This window comes from Paenibacillus baimaensis (assembly GCF_025567575.1).
Window position 1 is genome coordinate 102,479 of record NZ_JAOQIO010000034.1, and the last position, 23,568, is coordinate 126,046.

General features: G+C 41.8%; 18 protein-coding genes. All 18 read left to right on the top strand.

Annotated elements, in window-relative coordinates; translation table 11 throughout:
* Nucleotides 1-51 precede the first annotated feature (51 nt).
* The 18 genes from OB236_RS11495 (at nt 52) to OB236_RS11580 (ending at nt 23,568) form a co-directional block, all read left to right on the top strand.
* On the top strand, nt 52-1,113 hold the full coding sequence (locus OB236_RS11495) for an NAD(P)-dependent alcohol dehydrogenase (protein ID WP_262684128.1): 1,062 nt from the start codon (nt 52-54) through the stop codon (nt 1,111-1,113).
* A 551-nt stretch (nt 1,114-1,664) separates the two neighbouring features.
* Nucleotides 1,665-4,280, top strand: coding sequence for a phosphoenolpyruvate synthase (ppsA, locus tag OB236_RS11500; RefSeq protein WP_262684129.1), 2,616 nt, complete (start codon nt 1,665-1,667; stop codon nt 4,278-4,280).
* A 337-nt stretch (nt 4,281-4,617) separates the two neighbouring features.
* Nucleotides 4,618-5,187 (top strand): SF0329 family protein, encoded by a 570-nt coding sequence (locus OB236_RS11505; protein ID WP_262684130.1) that lies wholly within the window; start codon nt 4,618-4,620, stop codon nt 5,185-5,187.
* Nucleotides 5,188-5,389: 202 nt separating this feature from the next.
* On the top strand, nt 5,390-6,268 hold the full coding sequence (locus OB236_RS11510) for an arylamine N-acetyltransferase family protein (RefSeq protein ID WP_262684131.1): 879 nt from the start codon (nt 5,390-5,392) through the stop codon (nt 6,266-6,268).
* 91 nt (nt 6,269-6,359) lie between these two features.
* Nucleotides 6,360-6,545, top strand: coding sequence for a VOC family protein (locus OB236_RS11515; RefSeq protein WP_262684132.1), 186 nt, complete (start codon nt 6,360-6,362; stop codon nt 6,543-6,545).
* Between the two features lie 435 nt (nt 6,546-6,980).
* The gene (locus OB236_RS11520) at nt 6,981-9,278 is read left to right on the top strand and encodes an AraC family transcriptional regulator (protein ID WP_262684133.1); all 2,298 of its coding nucleotides are present in this window, start codon (nt 6,981-6,983) and stop codon (nt 9,276-9,278) included.
* Nucleotides 9,279-9,440: 162 nt separating this feature from the next.
* The gene (locus OB236_RS11525; RefSeq protein ID WP_262684134.1) at nt 9,441-10,889 is read left to right on the top strand and encodes a sulfatase family protein; all 1,449 of its coding nucleotides are present in this window, start codon (nt 9,441-9,443) and stop codon (nt 10,887-10,889) included.
* Complete coding sequence (locus OB236_RS11530; protein ID WP_317259334.1) at nt 10,834-11,874, top strand: ABC transporter permease; 1,041 nt, start codon at nt 10,834-10,836, stop codon at nt 11,872-11,874. The genes OB236_RS11525 and OB236_RS11530 overlap by 56 nt, the downstream gene beginning before the upstream one ends.
* A gap of 15 nt (nt 11,875-11,889) precedes the next feature.
* Complete coding sequence (locus OB236_RS11535; RefSeq protein WP_262684135.1) at nt 11,890-12,786, top strand: carbohydrate ABC transporter permease; 897 nt, start codon at nt 11,890-11,892, stop codon at nt 12,784-12,786.
* A 25-nt stretch (nt 12,787-12,811) separates the two neighbouring features.
* Nucleotides 12,812-14,452 carry an ABC transporter substrate-binding protein gene (locus OB236_RS11540; protein ID WP_262684136.1) on the top strand — a complete coding sequence of 547 codons (1,641 nt, stop codon included), beginning with the start codon at nt 12,812-12,814 and terminating at the stop codon, nt 14,450-14,452.
* Between the two features lie 229 nt (nt 14,453-14,681).
* The gene (locus OB236_RS11545) at nt 14,682-15,584 is read left to right on the top strand and encodes a carbohydrate ABC transporter permease (RefSeq protein WP_262684138.1); all 903 of its coding nucleotides are present in this window, start codon (nt 14,682-14,684) and stop codon (nt 15,582-15,584) included.
* A 53-nt stretch (nt 15,585-15,637) separates the two neighbouring features.
* Nucleotides 15,638-16,711, top strand: a complete 1,074-nt coding sequence (locus OB236_RS11550; RefSeq protein ID WP_076234402.1) for a GntR family transcriptional regulator — start codon at nt 15,638-15,640, stop codon at nt 16,709-16,711.
* Between the two features lie 139 nt (nt 16,712-16,850).
* A complete protein-coding gene (locus OB236_RS11555; RefSeq protein ID WP_262684139.1) occupies nt 16,851-17,591 on the top strand; it encodes a carbohydrate ABC transporter permease in 741 nt (246 codons plus the stop codon).
* A gap of 87 nt (nt 17,592-17,678) precedes the next feature.
* Nucleotides 17,679-19,118 carry an ABC transporter substrate-binding protein gene (locus tag OB236_RS11560; protein ID WP_262684140.1) on the top strand — a complete coding sequence of 480 codons (1,440 nt, stop codon included), beginning with the start codon at nt 17,679-17,681 and terminating at the stop codon, nt 19,116-19,118.
* Nucleotides 19,119-19,218: 100 nt separating this feature from the next.
* A complete protein-coding gene (locus tag OB236_RS11565; RefSeq protein WP_262684141.1) occupies nt 19,219-20,166 on the top strand; it encodes a glycoside hydrolase family 43 protein in 948 nt (315 codons plus the stop codon).
* A 108-nt stretch (nt 20,167-20,274) separates the two neighbouring features.
* The gene (locus tag OB236_RS11570) at nt 20,275-21,105 is read left to right on the top strand and encodes a metallophosphoesterase family protein (RefSeq protein WP_262684142.1); all 831 of its coding nucleotides are present in this window, start codon (nt 20,275-20,277) and stop codon (nt 21,103-21,105) included.
* 539 nt (nt 21,106-21,644) lie between these two features.
* Complete coding sequence (locus tag OB236_RS11575; RefSeq protein ID WP_262684143.1) at nt 21,645-22,697, top strand: ABC transporter ATP-binding protein; 1,053 nt, start codon at nt 21,645-21,647, stop codon at nt 22,695-22,697.
* Nucleotides 22,690-23,568 carry a carbohydrate ABC transporter permease gene (locus OB236_RS11580; protein ID WP_262684144.1) on the top strand — a complete coding sequence of 293 codons (879 nt, stop codon included), beginning with the start codon at nt 22,690-22,692 and terminating at the stop codon, nt 23,566-23,568. Before OB236_RS11575 ends, OB236_RS11580 begins: the two co-directional genes overlap by 8 nt.

Sequence of the window (23,568 nt, forward strand, 5' to 3'; positions counted from 1 at the left end):
AGCTATTCTTGTAGCTAATTTTTACAAAAGAAAGGATTGTGTTATCTATTTATGTGCAATAATCATAAAAACATGACTACGACACGTGTTCTAAGTGTCCCAAGTGCAAAAGCATCATTTGAAAAGACCACTATTGAACGGAGAGAATTACGGCCACACGATATCTTAATAGATATTAAGTTTAGTGGCATTTGCCACTCTGATATTCACAGTGCCTTCGGTGAATGGGGGGGCGGAATCTTCCCAATGGTTCCTGGCCATGAAATTGCCGGAGTCGTAGAAGCAGTAGGTACAGAAGTGACCAAATATGTCGTTGGTGACCGCGTCGGCGTTGGCTGCTTTGTAGATTCCTGCGGTGAATGCGAATACTGCCTCAGTGGAGAGGAGCAATATTGTACGAAAGGTGTTGTCAACACATATAACGGCTTGGACTACGATGGTAATCCAACATACGGAGGATATAGCCAAAAAATCGTTGTAACGGAAGGGTTCGTTGTCCGTATCCCAGACGGTCTTGATTTGGATATGGCAAGCCCACTATTATGCGCAGGCATTACCACATTCTCTCCTTTAAAACACTGGAATACTGGTCCGGGTAAGAAGGTTGCCATTGTGGGAATGGGAGGTCTTGGCCACGTAGCGATCCAATTTGCTCATGCTATGGGTGCGGAAGTAACAGTATTGAGTCGCTCTAATAACAAGAGAGAGGAAGCATTGAAATTTGGCGCAGATCATTACTTTGCGACAAGTGATCCCGCTACATTTACCGAATTAGCAGGCCGTTTTGATCTGATCTTAAACACCGTGTCTGCCAATCTGGATGTGGATGCGTATTTATCCTTGCTTCGCATTGATGGGACACTTGTAAATGTTGGTGCACCAGCTGAACCAGATAAGTATCATGTATTTTCATTAATCATGGGTCGTCGCAGCATTGCAGGTTCACTCGTTGGTGGAATTCGTGAAACCCAGGAAATGCTCGATTTCGCAGCTGAGCACGGCATTGCCCCTATGATTGAGGTGATCAGTGCAGACCAAGTTGAAGAATCGTATGAGCGTGTACTCAAAAGTGATGTGCGGTATCGATTCGTTATTGACATCTCTACTTTGTAACTCGCAAAGATGCATTCTACCATCTTGAACCGTATCTGATTAAAAAGAGAAAGAAAAAGCCAACGTTTTGAACAAAGTTTGATCAAAACGTTGGCTTTTTGCTATTTGATTCACATTGCAGGTCATGAAAGATTCTATCCTGAAAATCGGTGATCTCAAAGATGTTTTTGATACTGATATTTTGTTACATGTCATTTTATCTAGGGATCCCGCTATTTTAGTTGATGGCTGTCCTCAGGGAATTGTGGTTAATACGGGAGATGGAAGGACAGGGGGGGCGAAGCCATCGCTTGGAAACTATGTAGTGACAGAGTTCGGCTCGAACCGTGGTTTTTGATGTAAATAATGATAGCGGGAAATCAAAAAAGAACCTGGGTAGTTTTATCAGGTTCTTTTATATTGCATATATGCAGACACGATGATATAATCAGATTACGACTTTTCTATTGTTAAATGAACATGATTGTTACATCCTACAATTTAATTGTAACATGCCGGTAAACTCTTGTCAAAGGTTTTTTCTCAATTTAATTGGTTAGGAGAGATATTGAATGAGTTCATTGGTTCTCGGTTTTCAGGAAATGGAAAAAACGCAGCATTTGCTTGTTGGCGGAAAAGGGTTAAATTTAGGGGTATTATCAAAAATTGAAGGAATACAAGTACCAGAAGGATTTTGTGTTACAACAGTGGGATATCAAAAAGTCATCGAACAAAACGAAACGTATCATGCTTTGCTCAATCGACTAACCATGTTAAAAGTAAAAGATCGAGATCAAATTGGTGAGATCAGCAGGAAGCTTAGACAAATCATTATGGAAGTAGTAATTCCTTCCGATGTTGTGGAGTCTGTTACTCAATATCTCTCCCAGTTTGGTGATGAGCATGCTTATGCCGTGCGTTCTAGTGCGACTGCTGAAGATTTGCCACATGCCTCTTTTGCTGGTCAACAAGACACTTATTTAAATATCATCGGCGTCGATGCCATCTTGCAGCATATCAGCAAATGTTGGGCTTCCCTATTTACGGATCGCGCGGTAATCTACCGTATGCAAAATGGATTTGACCACAGTCAGGTTTATTTATCCGTTATCGTTCAAAGGATGGTTTTCCCACAGGCTTCAGGGATTTTATTTACCGCTGATCCAATTACTTCCAACCGAAAATTGCTATCAATCGATGCCAGTTTTGGACTTGGAGAAGCACTGGTCTCTGGCTTGGTATCTGCCGATTGTTATAAAGTACAGGAAGAGGAAATCGTCGATAAGAGGATAGGAACCAAAAAATTGGCTATCTATGGACGAAAAGAAGGCGGAACAGAGACACAGCAGATCGATCCTGATCAGCAAAAGACTCAAACTCTTACTGAACAACAAATTTTACAACTGGCATGCATAGGAAGACAGATCGAAGCTTATTTTGGCCAGCCACAAGATATCGAATGGTGTTTGGTTGATGATACATTTTATATTGTCCAGAGTCGGCCAATCACTACTTTATACCCGATCCCTGAAGCGAATGATCAAGAAAATCATGTTTACGTATCTGTCGGACATCAACAAATGATGACCGATCCCATGAACCCACTGGGCTTGTCTTTTTTTCTGTTAACGACTCCTGCACCCATGCGTAAAGCAGGTGGAAGGTTGTTTGTTGATGTTACACAAATGCTGGCTACACCTGTCAGCAGAGAAACTTTATTGAATGCCATGGGACAACACGACCCGCTTATGAAAGACGCACTCATGACCATAATAGAGCGAGGAGATTTTATAAAATCGTCACCAGATGGAGACAAAGTACCGAGTCCCATTAAAAGCAATAAAGATATATCGTCTACGGATTTTCAAGCACAAATCGAAAACGATCCGACGATCGTTTCTAATTTGATTAAGAATAGTCAAACATCGATAGAAGCGTTAAAACAAAACATCCAAACGAAATCAGGATCAGAATTATTTGATTTTATTGTAGAAGATATCCAGGAATTAAAGAAGATTTTATTTGACCCGCAAAGTTCGCGTGTATTTATGACTGCTATGGATGCTTCATCATGGATCAATGAAAACATGAACAAATGGTTAGGTGAAAAGAACGTAGCAGATACGCTTTCTCAATCTGTCCCTAATAATATTACTTCAGAAATGGGTCTGGCACTATTGGATATCGCAGATGTGATTCGTCCTTATCCCGAAGTAATTGATTATTTACAACATGTAAAAGATGATAACTTTTTGGATGAACTGGTTAAGTTTGATGGTGGACAGGAGACTGGGGACGCTATCTATGCTTATCTCCATAGATACGGAATGCGATGTGCCGGAGAAATCGATATGACTAAAACTCGTTGGAGTGAAAAACCAATTACAATTGTCCCGATGATTCTTGGTAACATCAAAAACTTTGAGCCTAATGCTGGCAAACGGAAATTTGAGCAAGGGCGACAGGAAGCTTTAGAAAAAGAACAAGAATTATTAGATCGATTGAAGCAATTGCCGGATGGTGAACAAAAAGCCAAAGAAACAAAACGAGTGATCAGCCTGATCCGGAATTTCATCGGCTATCGTGAATATCCAAAATACGGCATGATTAATCGCTACTTCGTTTATAAGCAGGCTCTACTGAAAGAAGCCGAACAACTCGTACAAACAGGCGTTATTCATGAAAAAGAAGATGTATACTATCTCACTTTTGAGGAATTTCGCGATGTCGTACGCACCAATAAACTGGATTACCCGATCATCAGCAAACGAAAAGACGAGTACAAATTATATGAAAAACTGACTCCCCCACGTGTTATTACGTCTGATGGTGAAATCATTACGGGTAAGTACGAACGAGAAAATCTCCCAGCCGAAGCTATTGTAGGTCTGCCTGTTTCTTCCGGAGTGATTGAGGGACGAGCACGTGTCATCTTACGTATGGAAGATGCTGATCTGGAAGATGGAGATATATTAGTTACTTCCTTTACTGATCCTGGCTGGACACCATTGTTTGTATCCATTAAAGGCCTGGTCACCGAAGTTGGTGGACTGATGACCCATGGAGCAGTTATCGCACGTGAATATGGCTTGCCAGCAGTTGTCGGAGTGGAAAATGCTACCAAACTGATCAAAGATGGGCAACGAATTCGCGTGCATGGAACAGAAGGGTATATCGAAATATTGTAATGGTTGAATACGCCAAAAGAGCCTCTGTCATAATGGACGGCATTACATGCAACCTGTCATGGATAAAAGGGCGGTTACTCTGTTCGTCCTTTTATCTACTTATTTATTTAATGATCGAACAAACACATTAAAAAATCTGTAACCTACGAAGAAGAAAAGCAGTACGTTTTAAAATTTTGGATTTATTGTACCATATTCGAAATAATTCGTTACATTGATGATTTAAGTTTAATTAATATAGGCATGTATTTAGTAGGATCGATGTGTTGGTTATTGTATTATGGATAATAGAATGAGCCTCAATGAGTATTTATAATATAGAACGTAGGAGGATTACATGGCCTGGAGCAAATTGAAGCAACAGTTGGAGAGTTTTCTCTGTCCGGCGTTATATGGAAGGGTCGAATACCGTGCAACCGGCTATCGTTATTTACCTGATAAAGCAGGACTTTGTTATATTGCGGTAGATAAAAAGAACGTACTCAATATGGGTGATAAAACTACCTTAATCAGATGGTATCAGACGGAGTTGGAAATTAAGAATGATTCAGATATCCAAATTCCTATCAACAATGAAGAAATTGAAACTGTCAGAAAAGATACCAAGGGAATAGTTCCGGAAGATCGTCTAAAAATAATTGCAAAAAGTAGAAAAATAGCAGAATATGCAAAGGAACTTGTGGCAGCACAGTCAGCATTAAGTAAATCAAATTTTACCGTTGTAGCTAATAAGTTTTTATCCATTTCAATTGAGGAAAGTATAGAGAGCAATGATATCTTATTGAATATTTTAGCTTTGGTGGACAGAAGAGTTGGAAAAAAGCGAATATTAAATATAAGCGAGAAGATGAAGTTAAAGCATCCAATTGTGCAGTATTTTTATGAACTACGACTTAGTACGTTATGAAAATAAATAACTCATTCACCTCACCATTTCGCTAATTTTTACTGACTCTAAATATCGAGGAGTTCTTTCTAATTCAACACAACTGTATCGGTACAGTTGCGTTGTTTTTGCATTGAGGAATGAAACATACAACTCTACAATGAGATTATGCAGCTGAAGCATAATCCCGGCGACAGCGATTACAAATCAGAGGTGATTCACATTGTATACGATGACGAAAGAAGAAGTAAAAGCATACCTTCGCAGGATCGGTATTTCAGAGGTGCAACCGCCGACCAAGGAATATTTATTTTCTCTGCATCAAGCTCATGTACGGACTCTTACGTGGCAAACCGTAGACATTTTTGCCCGCAAACCGGCTAGCATCGGGTTCGAACAATCGGTTCAACTTGTTCTCCATGGTAGGAGCGGCTACTGCTTTCATTTGAATGGGGCGTTCAGTGCGTTGCTCCATTCATTGGGTTATCACGTAAATTTGCACCGGGCGGGCGTTCAGCCACTGGGAGCCGAACCGCGCGTGAATTCGTTCCATCTGGGTTTGAGTGTTAACTTTAGGGATGATCTTTATGCTGAGGAACGATGGATTATCGATGTGGGATTGGGAGATATGCCTTATGAGCCTATTCCGCTTCGTCATGGCCTATATGATCAGGGACCTTTGAGCTATAAGGTGACGGCATCCAGCGTGGTGACCAATGGCTGGCGCTTGGAACATGATCCAAACGCTTCCTTTGTCGGGGTCGATATCGATGCTGAGGTACTCGAAGGCTTGGAGGAGTTTATCCCGAAGCACGACTTCTACAGCCGTTCGCCGGAGTCGATATGGTTTCATATTTTTCTCATTAGACAAAGAGACGCGGATGAAAGCAACGAGCTCCGGGGATGCGTATGGAGCAAGCACGATAAGAACGGCCTGACGAAGATTGAAGTGGAGAGCAAGTCACGATGGTTTGACATTCTGGGGGACGTATTCGGGGAACATCTCGTCAATTACAGCAGACTGGAACGCGATGATCTGTGGAAAAGGGTAGAAGCCGCGCATCTCGAATGGAAGGCTGCCAAGCTTGCAACGGGAAAATAGTTGTCTGTTTTATCACGCTTACCATATAACTAGTTGCAATAACATTAGTATCATACTTTATAATTAGCTAAGCGGATGGGTTTGTCAGGCAATGGGCCATCGACCAGCCAGAGGCGTCTATTTTGTACAGCGGGTCGGAGAACGTATTGCATTTGCTGTTGAAGATATTGATGCCGTTGTTGCCAAATTGAAAAAGAAAGGTACGGAAATCTTAAATGAGATGCAAAACTATGAAGATAGTTATAAGTTATGCTACTGTCGCGGGAAATTAATTTAACTCTCCAGTTAACTTAGTAACATCCGATAACGAGAACACGTGTTCGATAAACTTCTTTGCGTGAGGAGAGCGGTTTATTGAATGGGATGAGATGATGAATTTTGTGAAGGTCATTCCTGGTGGCATCATGACGTAAACATATGGTTGTGTAACAGCTACAAAATAACGAACCGTTCCCTGAAAAAAGGAACGGTTTTTCGTGATGTTCTCTCCTCGGGATTGGTCTTCAATAGTAAATTTGTCATAATATTTTGCTAGAGGACTCCTATCAGTACCGTTTTACGTAGAAAATTAAACTTAATGAATTAAACTTTTCTTGTAGATCTTGCACGATCTATTTATAATTACGATGTGGTTTGTCTTTAAGCCCATCCATCCCATAGGTACATCTATCCCGCATTATGAATTTGACTACAACAAGGAGGAATATCTTCAATGAATAAAGGACGGCATATTCGAATGGAGTCCTTGCTTATTGTTCGTTTTGTACTCCCGTTATTCATCATCCTCACTTTGTCACTGATTGTTGGGTTTTTAATATACCAACAAACTTCTTCTGTGCTGGAAGATGAGGTTAAGGCATCCAACCGCCTATTGCTGGAACAGGGCATGAATGTGCTAGATAAAAGATGGGAAGACATCGATACGCAAATCAGACGAATTACCAACGATTTGAAGGTGACCAGGCTGCAGCAAATCGATGATCCTTTTGGCGTTAATCTGTATCGAACCATCGAAGCAAGAGGACGGCTTCTTGAATATTATATTTCCAATGAATTGATAATGAATTATTTTATTGTATTTAAAAACAACCAGCTCGTACTGAACAACGATTATACATCCAGATTAGACGATTTTTCTTCTGTACTCCAGTATCCGAATCAATCGGAGAATTTTTTGCAATCGTTAGTAGAGACTTATCATAATCGGGATGTTATCCCGGCAGGAAACGTCTCGCTTCAAGGTACCCAGTATGAGTTGCTGACCTACCTTCGTTCTTTTGGTTTCTCCAACTACTCCAATGGGATTATCATCATGCTTATTAAAAACAACGAAATTACCAAGCTGTTTAAAAGATTCGACACAGACGGCAGCTGGGTGTATATAGCAGATGAGAAGGGCGAAATTATTACTAGTGTCGAAGGGCCAAATGCCAAGCTGCCGCAGGAACGGCTTGTTTTGCCTTATAGCAGCGGGGTAATGAGCAGCAGTATCGATGGGGATGATATGATGGTCACGTATGTGACCTCCGCCTATAACGGCTGGACCTATGTAGCAGCCCAACCCTCCAAGGTTGTGCTGAAAAAAATTACCTATATTAAAAATACGACGATTACCATCTTCCTTTTATTTTTATTCAGTGGCAGCCTTATTGGCATCTATATGACTTATAGGAACAGCATGCCGATTCGCAAGATCATACATACTCTGGCTAACTACAGGATAACGCCTGACGATCCAAAGAGCGGTGCTTTCGGGATGATCAGCCAAAGCATATCTATGCTCATGACGAGCAACCAGGAGCTGCAATCAAAAATGGAGCGTCAGCTGCCATTTCTGCGAGCGGCGTTCTTCGAGAGGGTGCTTAGAGGGCAATTTCAATCGGAAGCAGATATGGAAGCCGTTCGTACGCATGTTCGAGTGGATTGGATGGGGAAAGCTTATTTGGTTGCAATCCTGACCTTCCCTGACAGGGCGACGACAGCTGTTAATGCCGATGAAATCGAATATCTGAATCAGAAAAAACTGATTGCCAGTGAGATCCTAATAGAGATGATCCCGGATGTTATTTTGCATGATGTGGATGTAGACAAAATTGCTTTGATCATGCAGTTTACTGAGGACGAGCCCGCTAGCATATACGGGAAAGCAGCAGGGTACCTGGAGTCGGTACAGTTTCAAATCCAGCAGCAATGCGGTATTGCGTCCATTATCTCGATAGGTAATTATTATCCACAAAGAATGGATATCACAAGATCTTTTTTTGAAGCCCAGCAAGCCCTTATCCGCAGCAAGGATAACCGCATCATCTGGTTCAAAGAAATTTTGCCGAATCCAAGCAGCTATTATTACCCGGAAAATATGGAAACCCGGCTGATAAACCTGGTGCGTACGGGGAATGAGGAAACGTTAACAAAGCTGCTTAGCGAGCTGCACTGGCATAATTTTGTGGACAGGAATTTGCCTGTTCTTGTGCTTAAAGTCTTTTTATTCGATTTTGCCGCAAGCGTATATAAGACTTCAGGTGAAATCGGCGAAGTGACAGGTGTGGAGACAGCAGTAGCAGTGGCCAGTATCTTGGATAAAGTGGAAAGTATTGAGGCTCACTATATCCAACTCAAAAATAAACTAGAAGAAATGAGCAGATCAGTTCGACATAAGCAGAATGATCGGCAGCAGCAATGGTTTCAAGATGTTATAGCGTTTGTTGATAATCAGTATTCCGATCTGCAAATGTCTCTTGCCATGTTGGCAGAACGCTTTAATGTGACAGAAACTTATTTGTCCAGATTGTTCAAAGAAAAAACCGGGATCAATTTCTTCGACTACCTGGAAAGCCTGCGGATCGAACAATCCAAACAGCTACTGATTACGACAGGGCTTACGGTTGGGGAAATCGCACTCCGTGTAGGCTACAGCTCCTCCAATACGTTCGGACGTGCCTTCAAGCGGACTGTTGGTATAAGCGCACTGGTTTTTAGAAACGGAAATAGCGGGGAAATGCAAGAATAGCAGGGTCTGCAGTAATTGCACATAAGCCAAAAGCAAGTATTGCAGAGTCTGCAAATCCTTCATGTTTACACTAGTTTCCAGGCTCTGTATATTATAGATGTCCCGGGATGGATATTAATGTTATCGCTTTCATTTTGGATTAAACTAAACGGAGGACTTAAGATGAGCGAACCTAATATTTTATGGATTTGCACAGATCAACAGCGATATGACACCTTGGGGTGTTACGGAAATTCATTTGTTAAGACGCCAAACATTGATCGCCTCGCACAAAACGGCGTATTGTTCGAGAATGCCTTCTGCCAGGCAACGGTATGTACGCCTAGCCGAGCCAGTTTTTTGACCGGTCGTTATCCGCGCACGACCCGTTGTCGGCAAAATGGACAAAACATTCCGGAGGACGAAGTACTTGTTACACGGTTGCTTGCAGACGCAGGTTATGTAGGCGGTCTGTCAGGCAAGCTCCACTTGTCCGCTTGTAATCCAAGTGTCTCGCATGGAACAGAACGCAGAATAGCAGATGGTTACTCGCAATTTCACTGGTCCCATCATCCAGACAATCACTGGCCAACCAATGAATATATCCAATGGCTGCGCGCCAAAGGTAAGACCTACCAACCAGTGCAAACAGAAAGAAGCCGTTATGTCGAGATCGGTCCCGATGCAGAAGACCATCAAACGACCTGGTGCGCGGAGAAGGCGGTCCATTTTATCGAAGCGAATCAATCCTACGAGCAGCCTTGGTTTTTTTCTGTCAATATGTTTGACCCGCATCACCCGTTTAATCCTCCTCGGGCCTATCTTGAGCGATATATGCAAAAGCTGGATGAAATTCCGCTGCCTAATTATAAAGAAGGTGAGTTGGAGGAAAAGACATACTTCCAACAGTTTGACCACAACGGGGCTTATGGGAATGAAAGATTGCTACCCTTCTCCCAGATGAATGAGCAGGACCACCGCATGCTAAAGGCTGCCTATTGGGCGATGATCGATTTGATCGATGAGCAGGTTGGCCGAATGCTGGAGGCGTTGGAACGCACTGGACAGCTAGAGAACACGATAGTCATCTTTATGTCGGACCATGGCGAGTTACTGGGAGACCATGGTATTTACTTGAAGGGGCCATTTTTCTATGAGCCGTCGATTCACGTTCCATTGATCGTATCTTGGCCCGGCCATTTTCAATCAGGAGTACGCATTCCTGAGCTTGTTGAGCTTGTCGATGTGGCTCCTACTCTTTTGGAAGCTGCTGGCTTGCACATTCATCCCGGTATGCAGGGGAAGTCACTTGTGCAACTGCTTACTGCAGAAGCAGTAGATTCCAAATTATCGCATCGCAGCGATATTTACTGTGAGCATTATAACGCTAGTGCGAAACAGAATGGTATCGGAGGCTTTGCTACTATGGTGCGAACCGACCGGTATAAGCTGGTATCTTATCACCGCCGTCATGAAGAGGAGTTATATGACCTCCAGGAAGATCCGAATGAAAGGCGTAATTTATGGATGGATGAGAGCTACTCGGAAGTTAAGCTGGACATGATGAAACGATTATGTGACCGAATGGCTGAAACCGTGGATCCGCTACCGGAACGATTGGCTGTATGGTAGCAATGGCGCAAGAATTCAGGTCAGTATTAACAATAAACGGATGACATCTACTCAGGAGGTGGTCACTACGAATAAAAATCGAATTTCACGCCAGCTACTGAAGGGATGGCAGTTATACTTATTGCTGATACTTCCACTCCTTTATCTGGCTTTGTTTCGCTATGCACCGATGTATGGAGCTCAAATTGCTTTTAAGAACTATTCGATAACCAAGGGCATTATGGAAAGTCCATGGGTAGGCATTGCTAATTTTTCTCGTTTTTTTCACTCGTATGATTTTTGGCGAATTTTAACCAACACGCTGCTGCTAAGCTTGTATCATTTACTGGCGACCTTTCCTTTTCCAATTTTACTAGCGTTGGGCCTCAATTATATCCATCATGTCCGGTTTCGCAAAACCTTACAACTCGTCACGTATGCACCGCATTTTATTTCAGTTGTTGTCATGGTGGGACTCATTCTACAGTTTCTTTCTCCACGTATCGGGCCGCTCGCTTCGTTAAGCGAGTGGTTAGGCTTCACAATGCCCAATGTAATGGGTGACCCGAACTGGTTCAAATCGGTCTACGTATGGTCGGATGTTTGGCAGCATACAGGCTTTTCCTGCATTATCTTCCTTGCCGCTTTGGCTGGCATCGACCCGGCTCTGCATGAGGCTGCGCTGATGGATGGGGCGTCCAAGGTAAGAAGGATGTGGCACATCGATCTCCCGGGCATTATGCCGATTGCGATTATTATGCTGATCCTGAATGTGGGCCATATATTTGATCTGGGGTTTGAAAAGGTTCTACTTATGCAAAATCCGCTGAATACAAGAACCTCGGAAATTATCGACACCTATGTATATAACGTCGGGCTGAAGTCGGCGGTACCCAATTTTTCCTATGCTTCGGCCATCGGGTTATTTAAAAATGTGATCGCGTTTATTCTGGTCATGTCCGTTAACCAGCTATCCAAAAAATTTGGCCAGTCTAGCCTTTGGTAACAGGAGGAATGGAACATGGAATCGTCGTTTTTAAGTGAATCAAGGGGTGACCGTTGGTTTAATATCATTAACTATACGTTTATGGCCTTGCTCCTGATTATCGTGTTATACCCTGTAATATTTGTGGTAAGCTCTTCATTCAGTAATAAAGATGCCGTCTCTGCGGGGCAGGTGCTGCTGTGGCCGGTTGGATTTAGTCTTGAAGGCTATCAAGCCGTATTTCGCGATCCAGCAGTGCTGAGATCCATAGCGGTTTCAATCGGCTATACGGTTGCCGGTACGTTAATTAACGTGACTCTGACGATTATGGCAGCATACCCGTTATCACGTCGGGATTTATGGGGGCGAAATTGGCTGATGGGTGTATTCGCCTTCACGATGTTTTTCAGCGGTGGGCTTATTCCAACGTACTTACTCGTCAAAAATCTGGATTTGCTCAATACACCTTGGGCGCTTCTGCTGCCGACTGCTCTGAGCATTTGGAATATGGTGATTACCCGGACTTATTTTATGGCGACCATTCCCGATGAGCTTCTGGAAGCGGGACAAATCGATGGTTGTAACGATCTCATTTTCTTATGGAAGGTCGTGCTTCCGCTTTCCGGTCCGATTACCGCAGTGATTGCTTTATATTATGGGGTGGAGCATTGGAATCAATACTTCAATGCATTGCTTTACTTAAAGGAGCCGAAGCTTTATCCGCTCCAACTGGTGCTTCGGGAAATTCTTATCCGGAGCCAGATGAGCTCAGAAATGATGGGGGATTCTGCCCAAATGGCAGAACAGGCCGGTCTTGCAAATCTGCTTAAATATTCATTAATTGTAGTAGCTACTGCGCCCTTAATGCTGGTTTACCCTTATGTGCAGAGGTTTTTCGTGAGAGGCGTAATGATTGGGGCTTTAAAAGGATAATGAACTTAACAAGGAGGGTCTTAATATGAATAAATGGACAACAATAACAATCGCAACGTTGTTGCTGGCAGCAGGCTGCAGCGATGACAAAGAGCAAGGAGCTGCGAAGACGGGCCTGCCTGCAGTAGCCGAGGGACCAAGCACAGAGGCAGGCACTTTTCCATTGGTCAAGGATAAAATAACGCTTAAAGTACTTGCTGTAAAAAATCCGAGTGTGCAGGATTATAGTACCAATGAGTTTACGAAATGGTATGAGGAGAAGACGAACGTCAAGATCGAATGGCAATTTGCGACTCCACAGGATCGTCAGGAAAAGCTGAATCTGGTGCTGGCCACCAATGATTTGCCGGATATGATCATTGGCTTCGGCGTTTCTCCCGCCCAACAAATGGTTTACGGGCAGCAAGGCTTGTTCATCGCACTGAACAATTTGATCGATAAGTACGGTGTGGAAACGAAAAAAACTCTGGAAAAATACCCGGAAATCAAGCAAGCGACGACTGCTCCCAATGGCAATATATATTCACTCAGCAGTATCGACCGTAACCCACATACGATGCTTCAACAAAAAATGTGGATTGATACCGAGTGGTTAAAGAAGCTGAATCTGGACATGCCAACAACGACAGATGAGTTCGAAAAGGTGCTAAAAGCATTTAAGGAAAAAGATCCGAACGGAAATGGAAAAGCGGACGAAATTCCAATGATTGGGGGGATCCAGGAGAAGCTGACAGGATTGGACAGCTTCTTAATGAACTCGTTTATTTTGAATGATTTGAATGCAGACCAGCTAATTTTCGATGATAAAGGTAGTATAGAAGTTAATTTCAATAAGCCGGGCTTTAAGAAGGGACTGCAATATTTAAATAAGCTATACGCCCAAGGATTGATAGCCCCGGAATCTTTTACGCAAAATAACGATCAAATGAAATCGCTCGTGGAAAATGGTGATGCGAGGGTCGGTGTCATATCTTCCTTCATCCCACAGGTATTCTCTAATATTACCGGTAAGCGGTGGCTTGATTATAAAACCGTTCCCCCGCTTAAGGGCCCGGACGGCTTGCAGCAGACCCCATATCGTTATTATTCTGTCAATGGGGGTAATCTGTTAATTACAAATGCGTCAAAAAATCCCGAGGTAGCGTTTCGTTGGGCAGATGCGCTGTATAACTATGATATCAGTATGAGTGGAAATATCGGAACGGAGGGAATTGGCTGGCGTAAACCAACAACGGATGAGCTCGGTCTGAATGGCAAACCGGCCAATTGGGTACGGCTGATGGCTGCCGGTACGCTGCAGAATAACAACTGGGGGCAGACGACACCTTACCATTTCTCGCGGGAAATGTTTGAGGGGCTTGCTGCAGGACCGAATGAGGTGCCCCGTGTTCTGTACGAGGAGACACAAAAGAACTACGAGCCTTACAAAACGAAGCAGGAGCAGAGTGTACCTCCGGTGTTCTTCGATGACGCACAATCCTCAGAGCTCAGTGATTTGCAAAAAACGATCAAGGATTACGTGAAGGAAATGACTACCCGCTTCATCATTGGAGATGCATCCATTGATAAGGAGTGGGATAAGTATATACAGACGTTGGATGGTATGAATTTGAAACGCTATCTTCAAATTTATAACGAGGGCTACAAAGCGCAATATAAAAAGTAACGCATGAAGCTCGTAAAATCCGAAGAAAAACGAAAACGGCTCCTTCGCAAATAATGCGAACAGAGCCGTTTTTTTCACTGTTTCACGGAAGAGAGACTCCCCCAATCAACGAAATAAAATGAAGAAGTCTAGTTTTATATACTAAATTTAATATATAAATTTGAAAATAACCTAAGTATAATAAACACAAATATATAAGCATGGTATAAAGAAAAGGAGGCATTACACAATGATTACCACCAAAAAAGTACGAAGTCTTTCTGCGGTAACAGCTCCCTACGTATTTATCGGCCCATCCATGTTGTTTATCATTGTTTTATCTATATTCCCAATTCTTTACTCATTGTATTTAAGTTTTTTGAGCTACAACTTATCCATGCCGGCTACTACAATCAAATTCAATGGGCTTAACAACTACATGTATATGTTGACCAATAAAACGTTCTTAGGGTCAATTGCATGGACGTTGAGTTTTTCGATCAGTGTTGTAGCTTTGAACGTCATCCTCGGAATGTCCTTGGCACTTCTATTGAACAGTTCGTTGATGGAACGTACTTCCAATTTATTTAAAACCGCTTTCATTTTGCCTATGATGTTGGCACATGTCGTCTCTGCAACGATATGGAAGCTGATGTTCTCACCGGTTTATGGTATTCTAAATAACATATTAATGATGTTGGGTTATGACAAAGTAAATTGGACAGCTGATACAAATAATGCGAGATTCGCGATTATTCTTGTGGAGCTATGGGGCTCTACGCCATTTTGTATGCTTATTTTTTTAGCCGCTTTGAAAACGGTACCAAAAGAATTGTATGAATCTGCACTCATTGACGGAGCGAACCGATTCAGGACTTTCTTTGGCATAACACTCCCATTGATTAGAAACTTTCTGGCTTTGGTGGTTTCGATTCGGATCATGGATTCCCTGAGAATGTTCGATATTGTATACACCTTAACTAATGGGGGGCCAGGAGATGATACCGAAACCATAGGAACAACGATTTACAAAACGGCATTCCGATATTCGGATATTGGGGCAGGTTCAGCAGGGGCTTTCTTATTTTTCATTTTGATCGTGATCGTGACGTTAGTCTTTCTCAAACTCATTCGCAGGGATTCAAAAGACTAGCGGCAAAGTTAAGGAATTCACAATTTTTATTTATACAACAGGAGAAATAATATATGGCAGGATATCCGCTGTACAAACATATCCAAGATTTGATCGTTAATCAGATTCGCGAAGGAGCTTTACGACCGGGTGATCGGGTCTCGTCTGAAAGTGAATTGATGAATCAATATCATGTGAGCAGTATTACGGCAAAGAATGCCTTGATAAGCTTGGCAGACCAGGGGATTGTTGTCAGAGTCCAGGGCAAGGGAACCTTTGTATCGGATAATGATATTACGAATCAAATCGTAGATAAAAACAACAAGTGTGCTGTTTCTAATGAAGATAATAAATTTGTCGGAATGATCATGCCGACCATGAAAACAAATGTAGAACAGAGATTGTTATATTATGTTGAAAAATATTTATATGAAAATGGCTATCAACTGATTTTACGCATAACGGATGAATTTCTTACGGCGGAGACAGGAGCGATTGAAAAATTCAAGGGAATGGGTGTCTATGGTATGATCATTTTTCCCACTCTCGATGAAAAGTATAATGAAGCTATTCTAAGACTTAAGCTCGATAACTTTCCATTTGTATTGATTGACAGGTTTTTGAAAAGCATTGATACCTATAATGTCACTTCGGATAATGTACAAGGAACATATCAAGCAATTTTTATGCTCTTGAATAAAGGTCATCGTCATATCGCATTTATTTCTCCTACAATAACGAACTCGGCAACAGAAGAGCGGGCATACGGTTTTGAAAAAGTTTTCTCTGATTCAAATTTACCTATTAATAAAAACCTGTGGTGTTTGCTTGACCTGGAAATAATTGCTTCTAATCGTGCTTATTCATATATTTTGAACTTTTTAAAGAAGCATCCCGAGATCACCGCAATCTTTACTGTGAATGTTGAAATGGCTTCATTAACCTACAACGCTTTGAAAGAGTTATCTTTATTGAGCAAAATAGAAATGATAACCTTTGACGAAATCGGTCTGCCGGATGTTCATTTTATTAAACAAAATTACAAGGAAATGGGTAGACATGCCGTACATTCTTTAATTTCCCAAATCAATGGAAAAAGCTTTGTCAAACATATTGTGGTTCCCACTCAATTTCATCTAAAACCTTGATGAACAGTGTGGGAAGTATGGCTATACTTTTTTTGGGGGTGTTGATCTAGTGAAGCATATTTTCGAAAAATCCATGATTTATTTGTTGATGATCATATTTACAATTTTCTTTTTATTCCCTATATATTGGGCCATTACCATGTCTTTTAAAACACCGGGACAAATTTTCGTTACCCCTCCAGAGTTTTTTCCCTCAAGCTTTCATTTGGACAATTATGTGGATATATTTTCAAAAAGGGGGGCTGGCATCTATTTCTTGAATAGTTTGATAGTCTCCATCACAACCACAGTCGTGGCGGTATTGTTTGCAACGATGGCGGGTTACGGGTTTTCAAGGTATAAGTTCAAAGGAAAGTATACTGCATTATACACAGTCATCATTGTTCGAATGATTCCCGGGCTTGTATATACGATTCCTTTCTATATTATTTACCAGAATTTGGGTTTGCTAAATTCTTTGACTGGTTTAGTAATCAGTTACATTACATTTTCGTTGCCGTTGGCAATTTGGTTGTTCATGGGATTTTATGACCAAATTCCAACTGAAGTATTTGAGTCTGCGATCATTGACGGGTGTAACGATTACGGTGTATTTAGGCATATTGCGATCAAACTCGTTTTACCAGGGATTGTGGTAGCCTCAATCTTGATTTTCCTTGGTGCTTGGAATGAATTCGGTCTTGCTCTGGTTTTATTGTTTACTGATGCTAAGAAAACATTGCCTATCGGAATCAATGGTCTCATCGTCTATCAAGAGGATACACCCTTTGGCTCACTTGCCGCAGCTGGAACGATTGCTATGCTTCCTGCTATCATTTTGTCATTAACGACTCAGAAATTTATCGTTCGCGGGTTAACGGACGGTGCGGTTAAAGGTTGATGACCATTTGTACTTTTCCACAACCAACGTTTGTCAAGTTTCTGGAGCTAATTCACCAGAATTTACAAAATAAAGGGAGGAATTTAAATGTCAAAAGGTATCAAATGCTCGTTAATTTTCATTTTGGCTATCGCTTTATTGATCTCCGGATGCAGCGGAAATACTCAACAGGTCATGGACAGCAAAGCGAATCAAGGGGCTGCTCCTGCTGCTGCTTTGAAAGAGCTTCCCCAGCCGTACGGTATCCAGTTGAAGGATATGGATGGTGGCGGCACCTTGAAAGGACAGTATAAAGGCAAAAAAATTACTTTGGCGGTTTCAAGCGGAAGTTTTGAAAACGCAATCAAGGCTGTTGCCCCATATTTTGAACAGGTTTCCGGCGCAAAAGTAGAAGTGCAAAGTATTCCGGGAGATAACTTGATGGATAAAGTTCAATTGGATCTAAACTCCAGTCATATTTACGATGTTGTCATTACGCCGATCGCCTTTATCCATGGCTTCGCCGAAGGGAATCAATTGAAAAACCTCCAGCCGTTCGTTGATAATCACAGTATCGCAAGTCCTAATTTGGATATGGCTGATTTCATTCCTAGCCTATTGGATATCTATGGAAAGTATAAAGGGAAACTTGTCGCATTTCCTTACAAACCGGACGTTCAATTATTCTTCTATCGAAAGGATTTGTTTGAGGATCCCAAAATTAAGGCCGCCTACAAAGAAAAAAACGGGAACGAGCTAAAAGTTCCCGAAACTCCGGAAGAGTTTGTACAAACAGCAAAATTTTTTACCAAAAGCCTGAATCCCGATTCTCCAGTGACCTATGGATACAGCACTATGGCATCCAAAGGAAGAAGTCGTTGGATGTGGGTAAACCGTCTAGCCTATTACGGTGGCAATAATGTAGATGGGAACTTCAAACCTGCCTTTAACAATAAAGCCGGTTTGGAAGCTATGAACATTATGTTGGAGCTTCAGAAAACTGCACCGAAAGAATTGCTGCAATTTGGATGGGATGAGGCCAATAACTTCTTTGCCACGGGTGAAGTTGCCATGATGGAACAATGGCCTGGATTGTTTTCCGTTATCCAAGGCGATAAATCCAAAGTTAAGGATAAAGTTGGATTTGCTGTAACTCCCGGTCAAGCACCTACTCTTGGCGGTTGGGCGATATCGATGGCGGAAACATCAAAGGAGGCAGAATTAGCTTACAAATTTATCGAATATGTGACGTCCAAAGATGCGGAACTATTGAAAATGAAAGATACGATGGATCCGACACGAAAATCAAATTATGAAAGACAAGAAGTAAGGGACTCCCAACCATTCTACCCAGCATTATTGAATTCATTAAAAGCAGCAAAAATACTTGCGGATACGGACGTTCCCTTTATTTCTGCCAAGTTAAATGATATTCAGGAAGTGGCAACTCAGAGTGTTTTGAACGGTCAAACGACGCGGGAAGAAGCATTACAATCCATGGCTAAAAGTTTCGAAACCGAAATCGGTAAATTGAAATTGGCAAAGTAACAGCGGATTTATGGATCGACAGGCAAAGACTTCTACAGCACGCAGTGATCTTTGCCTGTCGACTAAATGAAATTCAAATATTAAAGAGGAGTGGTATGGTATGGACAAAACTTTTATGAATCCATTACTCGAGAACGGCGCGGATCCTTGGATGTATAAACACGAAGACGGAACCTATTATTTGATGGTTACAAGACAAGGTCGTCTGGATCTATGGAAATCTGACAATATGACGAATATCGCCAGCGGTAACCAAAAGACAATCTGGATCCCGGACGAGACAGGAAGCAATAGCAAGAATCTTTGGGCTCCTGAAATTCATTATATTAACAAAAAGTGGTATATTTACTATACAGCGAATGATGGAGGTGGGGACAGCACTCGTAAAATATTCGTCCTTGAAAATGAAGAAGAAGACCCTTTAGAAGGAACATGGACGGATAAAGGATCAATTATTACAGAGTATGCAGGCTTGGACGGTACGGTATTTGAACATAGGGGAGATCTTTATTTCCTGTATGCGGGCTACGGCCATTTCCCGGAATATGGGTCTGCGATTTATATTGCAAAAATGGCCAATCCTTGGACAATAGAAGGAGAAAACGTCCTGCTCAGTAAACCGACGGACCCATGGGAAATGCAGGGTGGTATGGCGATTAATGAGGGTCCGGCAATTTTGAAAGGCTATGGGAAGATTTTTCTTGTGTTCTCGGCAAGCACTTGTTGGTCTGATGACTATTCACTAGGTATGCTGACGTGCTCCGAACAGGATGATGTGATGAATACGAAATCCTGGATAAAAGCCCCGAATCCGATATTCCATAAGAGCCAGGAAAACCAGGTGTTCGGTCCCGGGCATAATAGTTTTGTTAAATCACCTGATGATAAGGAATATTGGATAGTCTACCACGCGATTCCAGTTTCGGGTGCAGGAAGTGCACATCGCAGTACTAGAGCACAAAAATTTGGATGGGATGATCAAGGTAATCCTGATTTCGGAATTCCGGTCCCGATCCATGTGCAAATTGATGTGCCTTCCGGTGAATAACGTAACAGGACCAACACCATGTTGGAGCAATTTGTCTGGGACCAAGCCTTGTTTTGGTTCCGATCAATCGACTAGAAATCGTTAAAATTGAGATGGGAGAGAACTAAAATGATGCGTTTGGCGATAATTGGTGATTTGCATTTTTTTGATAACAAATTTGTACAAGGAAATGAAGAACTGTTATTGGCTAAAGAAAGTTTCTATGAGAGATATTTGCAAAAGTTCTTCGAAATTGAAGCCGACTTACACATATCCCTTGGTGACTTGACCCACATGGGATGGGAGGAAGAATTTGAAAGCGTTTATCAACATATTCGTAACTCCGGTATATCTTTTCGTCATATATTAGGAAACCACGATGCTTATGAATTACCTAAAACTAAAATTCAATCATTGATTGCTAATCCATTGAATGATGTATTTGAAACCGAAGAGGCCCTATTCGTGTTTGTTGATTCGACAAGAGAAATGGACCCGAAAGATTATAGCGGTCATCTTAATGCGGACCAATTGGAATGGTTGGAGGCACAAATGCTCGTTTCTCCATCAAAGCCAATTTTAGTTTTTGCCCATCATCCCCTATATAACACGACAACCGGGTCAACGGATGAAAAAATGCATATTGATCCGACCATTGATATGCGTGCAATATTACGAAAAAGACAAGGAAATTGTTTTTACTTCAACGGCCACAATCACATACACTCCATTGTAAGAGAAGAACAATGGAACTTTATTCAAACTGCAGCAGGCATGTGTCATCCTTCCATACGCATCGTGGAAATCGATAAGTCTGAAGTTCGAACCCGCATAGTAGCCATCGAGGATAAAGAATTATTAGAAGCTGCGCAGATTCTATATGATAAGTTACCTCAATATCATCGGCCATTGCATGCATATGGGCAAAATGCGGATCGGGATCAAATCATGTTGTTTTAAAATCGTTAAATCATCTTGATTTACCGTAGAGAGTGTTGCCACTCTTATTTCCTTACAGGGAAAAGGGGTGGTTTTTTTCCTGCGGAAAGTTAACAGTTCATTTTGTTAATGATTAATGTTTTATTTTGTTGTTTGTTGATTTTTATCAAAAGTTAATATAGTGAAAATATGCAGTGAATGAGCGGATTTTGATTGTAGCACACGAAAATATTATTTTATAAAGATAAAAACCGAGAAACATCAATTTACAACAAATTTCGAAGATATAAGATTGTAAACAACAAATAAAACGTTGACAAACGAAAGTTAAAGTGCGAAAATAATAACTATAATCTTAGCTTTAACTAATGATTGCAGCATGAGAAGGCATCCATAGTCTGGTTAGAGTCTTTATTGTATACGCATTCAATAATGCGGTTAGCTGGTATCTTAGTTTCGTGTTTATCAGGAGGTGAACTTGATTATAAGAGTGTTGAAGCTTTGCGATTGAAAAGGGGAGCTGTTTTGAATTGTTGTAAAGAAAAGGAGAGGGATTTCTCTTGGCATCCATAGAGTTCGTGAAGGTAACCAAATCGTTTGATAAGCAGGATGTTATAAAAGACTTGGATTTAAAGATTGAAGACGGGAAGTTTACGGTTCTGGTTGGTCCGTCAGGCTGCGGGAAAACAACACTTCTTCGTATGATTGCCGGTATTGATCCTCAGACCTCTGGTTCGGTGCTTATAAACGGAAAGGATGTCACACGAATTGCACCCGGTCAAAGAGGAGTAGCTATGGTATTCCAAAACTATGCCATTTACCCCACGATGTCTGTAAGGGAGAATATTGAATTCGGACTAAAAAACAATAGGGTGGGTAAAGAAGAAAGAACCCAACTCGTGGAGAGTATCAGTACTACAGTTGGTTTGAATAACTACCTTGACCGTAAACCATCCACCTTATCCGGCGGACAACGCCAGCGTGTCGCATTGGCACGTGCCATGGTTAAGAAGCCTTCCGTGTTTCTAATGGATGAGCCGTTGTCCAATCTGGATGCCAAGCTCAGAGGGCAGATGCGAATCGAATTGATCGAGCTGCACAAGAAATTAGGTACCACCTTCGTATATGTCACGCACGATCAAGTGGAAGCGATGTCCATGGCTGACACGATCGTATTAATGAACCAGGGACTGATACAACAAGAGGCTCCACCGGATATTATTTATCGTCAGCCCAACAATTTGTTCGCAGCACAGTTTATCGGCGTCCCACCAATGAATGTGGGTAACTTGAATGTGGACGGAGTGAAATTTGGTTTCCGCCCGGAGAGTTCAGAAGTGTCCAATGAGCCTCTCGACCATCATTATTCCCTCCGTGGAGTAATTGCCACAAGGGAGATGCTTGGATCCGAAACGTTGTATCAAATAAAAACCAAAGAGCATTCCTTCATGGTCAAGTGCGTCGAAGACCGCTTTAGCGTCGATCAAGAGGTATACTTGGGAGTTCAGGCATCCAAGCTGTTTTTTTTCGGAGCCGATGAAAACCGTATTCTTGAGAAGCATAGCCGTTTTCCTGACTACTTGGAGGCGCTGAAAGGACAGCGGCATGGATAATAGAACATTATGGGAAAGGCTTCGTCCGTATCTATTGATTACACCTGCTATGATCGGTATTTGTCTTTTTATTATGTATCCTGTTGTTTATTTAGTTTATTTAAGCTTTTATAAATACAACCTGTTGAACAAAGCGAAAAGTAAATACATCGGATTTGATAACTTTAAAGAAATTTTTACTCGGGAAGATTTTTACCAGGCGCTAATGAATACGGTGTTTTACACAATCGGTGTAGTCGTATTCACCTTGCTGCTATCCCTACTTATTGCTTTATGGCTGAATAAAAAGAAACGGTTCAATGCTATTGTTCAAGCAGGTATATTCACACCGCACATCATTTCTATTGTATCCATCGCGCTGGTGTGGCTGTGGATTATGGAACCAAGTCAAGGTTTACTAAATTTTGTGTTCAAAGCAATAGGGCTGCCGCCTTCCCAATGGCTGCAGAGCTCGAGTACAGCACTTATTTCCGTTATTATCGTATCTGTGTGGCATGGCATTGGTTACTACACGTTGATCATTATTGCTGCGCTGCAAAGCATACCTCCAACTATCTATGAAGCGGCAGCGCTGGATAATGCCAGCCGGTTCAAGGTATTTTACAAGATAACGATTCCACTTATATCACCACAGCTGTTTTTCATCCTGCTTATTATGACAATCGGCTCCTTTAAAGTGTTTGATACCGTTCAAGTTATGACGGGCGGAGGTCCAAATAACGCAACAAGTACTCTCGTTTATTACATTTATGAATATCGAACAACGAATATTGGTTACTCAGCTGCTACAGGTGTAGTTCTTATGGCGATCATCGGAATTTTAACCGTTATCTACTTCCGGGTGCTTTCGAAAAAGGTGCATTACCAATAA

What these genes read in the sequence shown, in the direction of transcription:
- OB236_RS11520 (WP_262684133.1), top strand. Translation starts at nt 6,981, where the DNA reads ATGAATAAAGGACGGCATATTCGAATGGAGTCCTTGCTTATTGTTCGT.
- OB236_RS11545 (WP_262684138.1), top strand. Translation starts at nt 14,682, where the DNA reads ATGATTACCACCAAAAAAGTACGAAGTCTTTCTGCGGTAACAGCTCCC.
- OB236_RS11570 (WP_262684142.1), top strand. Translation starts at nt 20,275, where the DNA reads ATGATGCGTTTGGCGATAATTGGTGATTTGCATTTTTTTGATAACAAA.
- OB236_RS11580 (WP_262684144.1), top strand. Translation starts at nt 22,690, where the DNA reads ATGGATAATAGAACATTATGGGAAAGGCTTCGTCCGTATCTATTGATT.
- OB236_RS11505 (WP_262684130.1), top strand. Translation starts at nt 4,618, where the DNA reads ATGGCCTGGAGCAAATTGAAGCAACAGTTGGAGAGTTTTCTCTGTCCG.
- OB236_RS11525 (WP_262684134.1), top strand. Translation starts at nt 9,441, where the DNA reads ATGAGCGAACCTAATATTTTATGGATTTGCACAGATCAACAGCGATAT.
- OB236_RS11540 (WP_262684136.1), top strand. Translation starts at nt 12,812, where the DNA reads ATGAATAAATGGACAACAATAACAATCGCAACGTTGTTGCTGGCAGCA.
- OB236_RS11495 (WP_262684128.1), top strand. Translation starts at nt 52, where the DNA reads ATGTGCAATAATCATAAAAACATGACTACGACACGTGTTCTAAGTGTC.
- OB236_RS11560 (WP_262684140.1), top strand. Translation starts at nt 17,679, where the DNA reads ATGTCAAAAGGTATCAAATGCTCGTTAATTTTCATTTTGGCTATCGCT.
- OB236_RS11555 (WP_262684139.1), top strand. Translation starts at nt 16,851, where the DNA reads ATGTCTTTTAAAACACCGGGACAAATTTTCGTTACCCCTCCAGAGTTT.
- OB236_RS11535 (WP_262684135.1), top strand. Translation starts at nt 11,890, where the DNA reads ATGGAATCGTCGTTTTTAAGTGAATCAAGGGGTGACCGTTGGTTTAAT.
- OB236_RS11515 (WP_262684132.1), top strand. Translation starts at nt 6,360, where the DNA reads ATGGGCCATCGACCAGCCAGAGGCGTCTATTTTGTACAGCGGGTCGGA.
- OB236_RS11550 (WP_076234402.1), top strand. Translation starts at nt 15,638, where the DNA reads ATGGCAGGATATCCGCTGTACAAACATATCCAAGATTTGATCGTTAAT.
- ppsA (WP_262684129.1), top strand. Translation starts at nt 1,665, where the DNA reads ATGAGTTCATTGGTTCTCGGTTTTCAGGAAATGGAAAAAACGCAGCAT.
- OB236_RS11565 (WP_262684141.1), top strand. Translation starts at nt 19,219, where the DNA reads ATGGACAAAACTTTTATGAATCCATTACTCGAGAACGGCGCGGATCCT.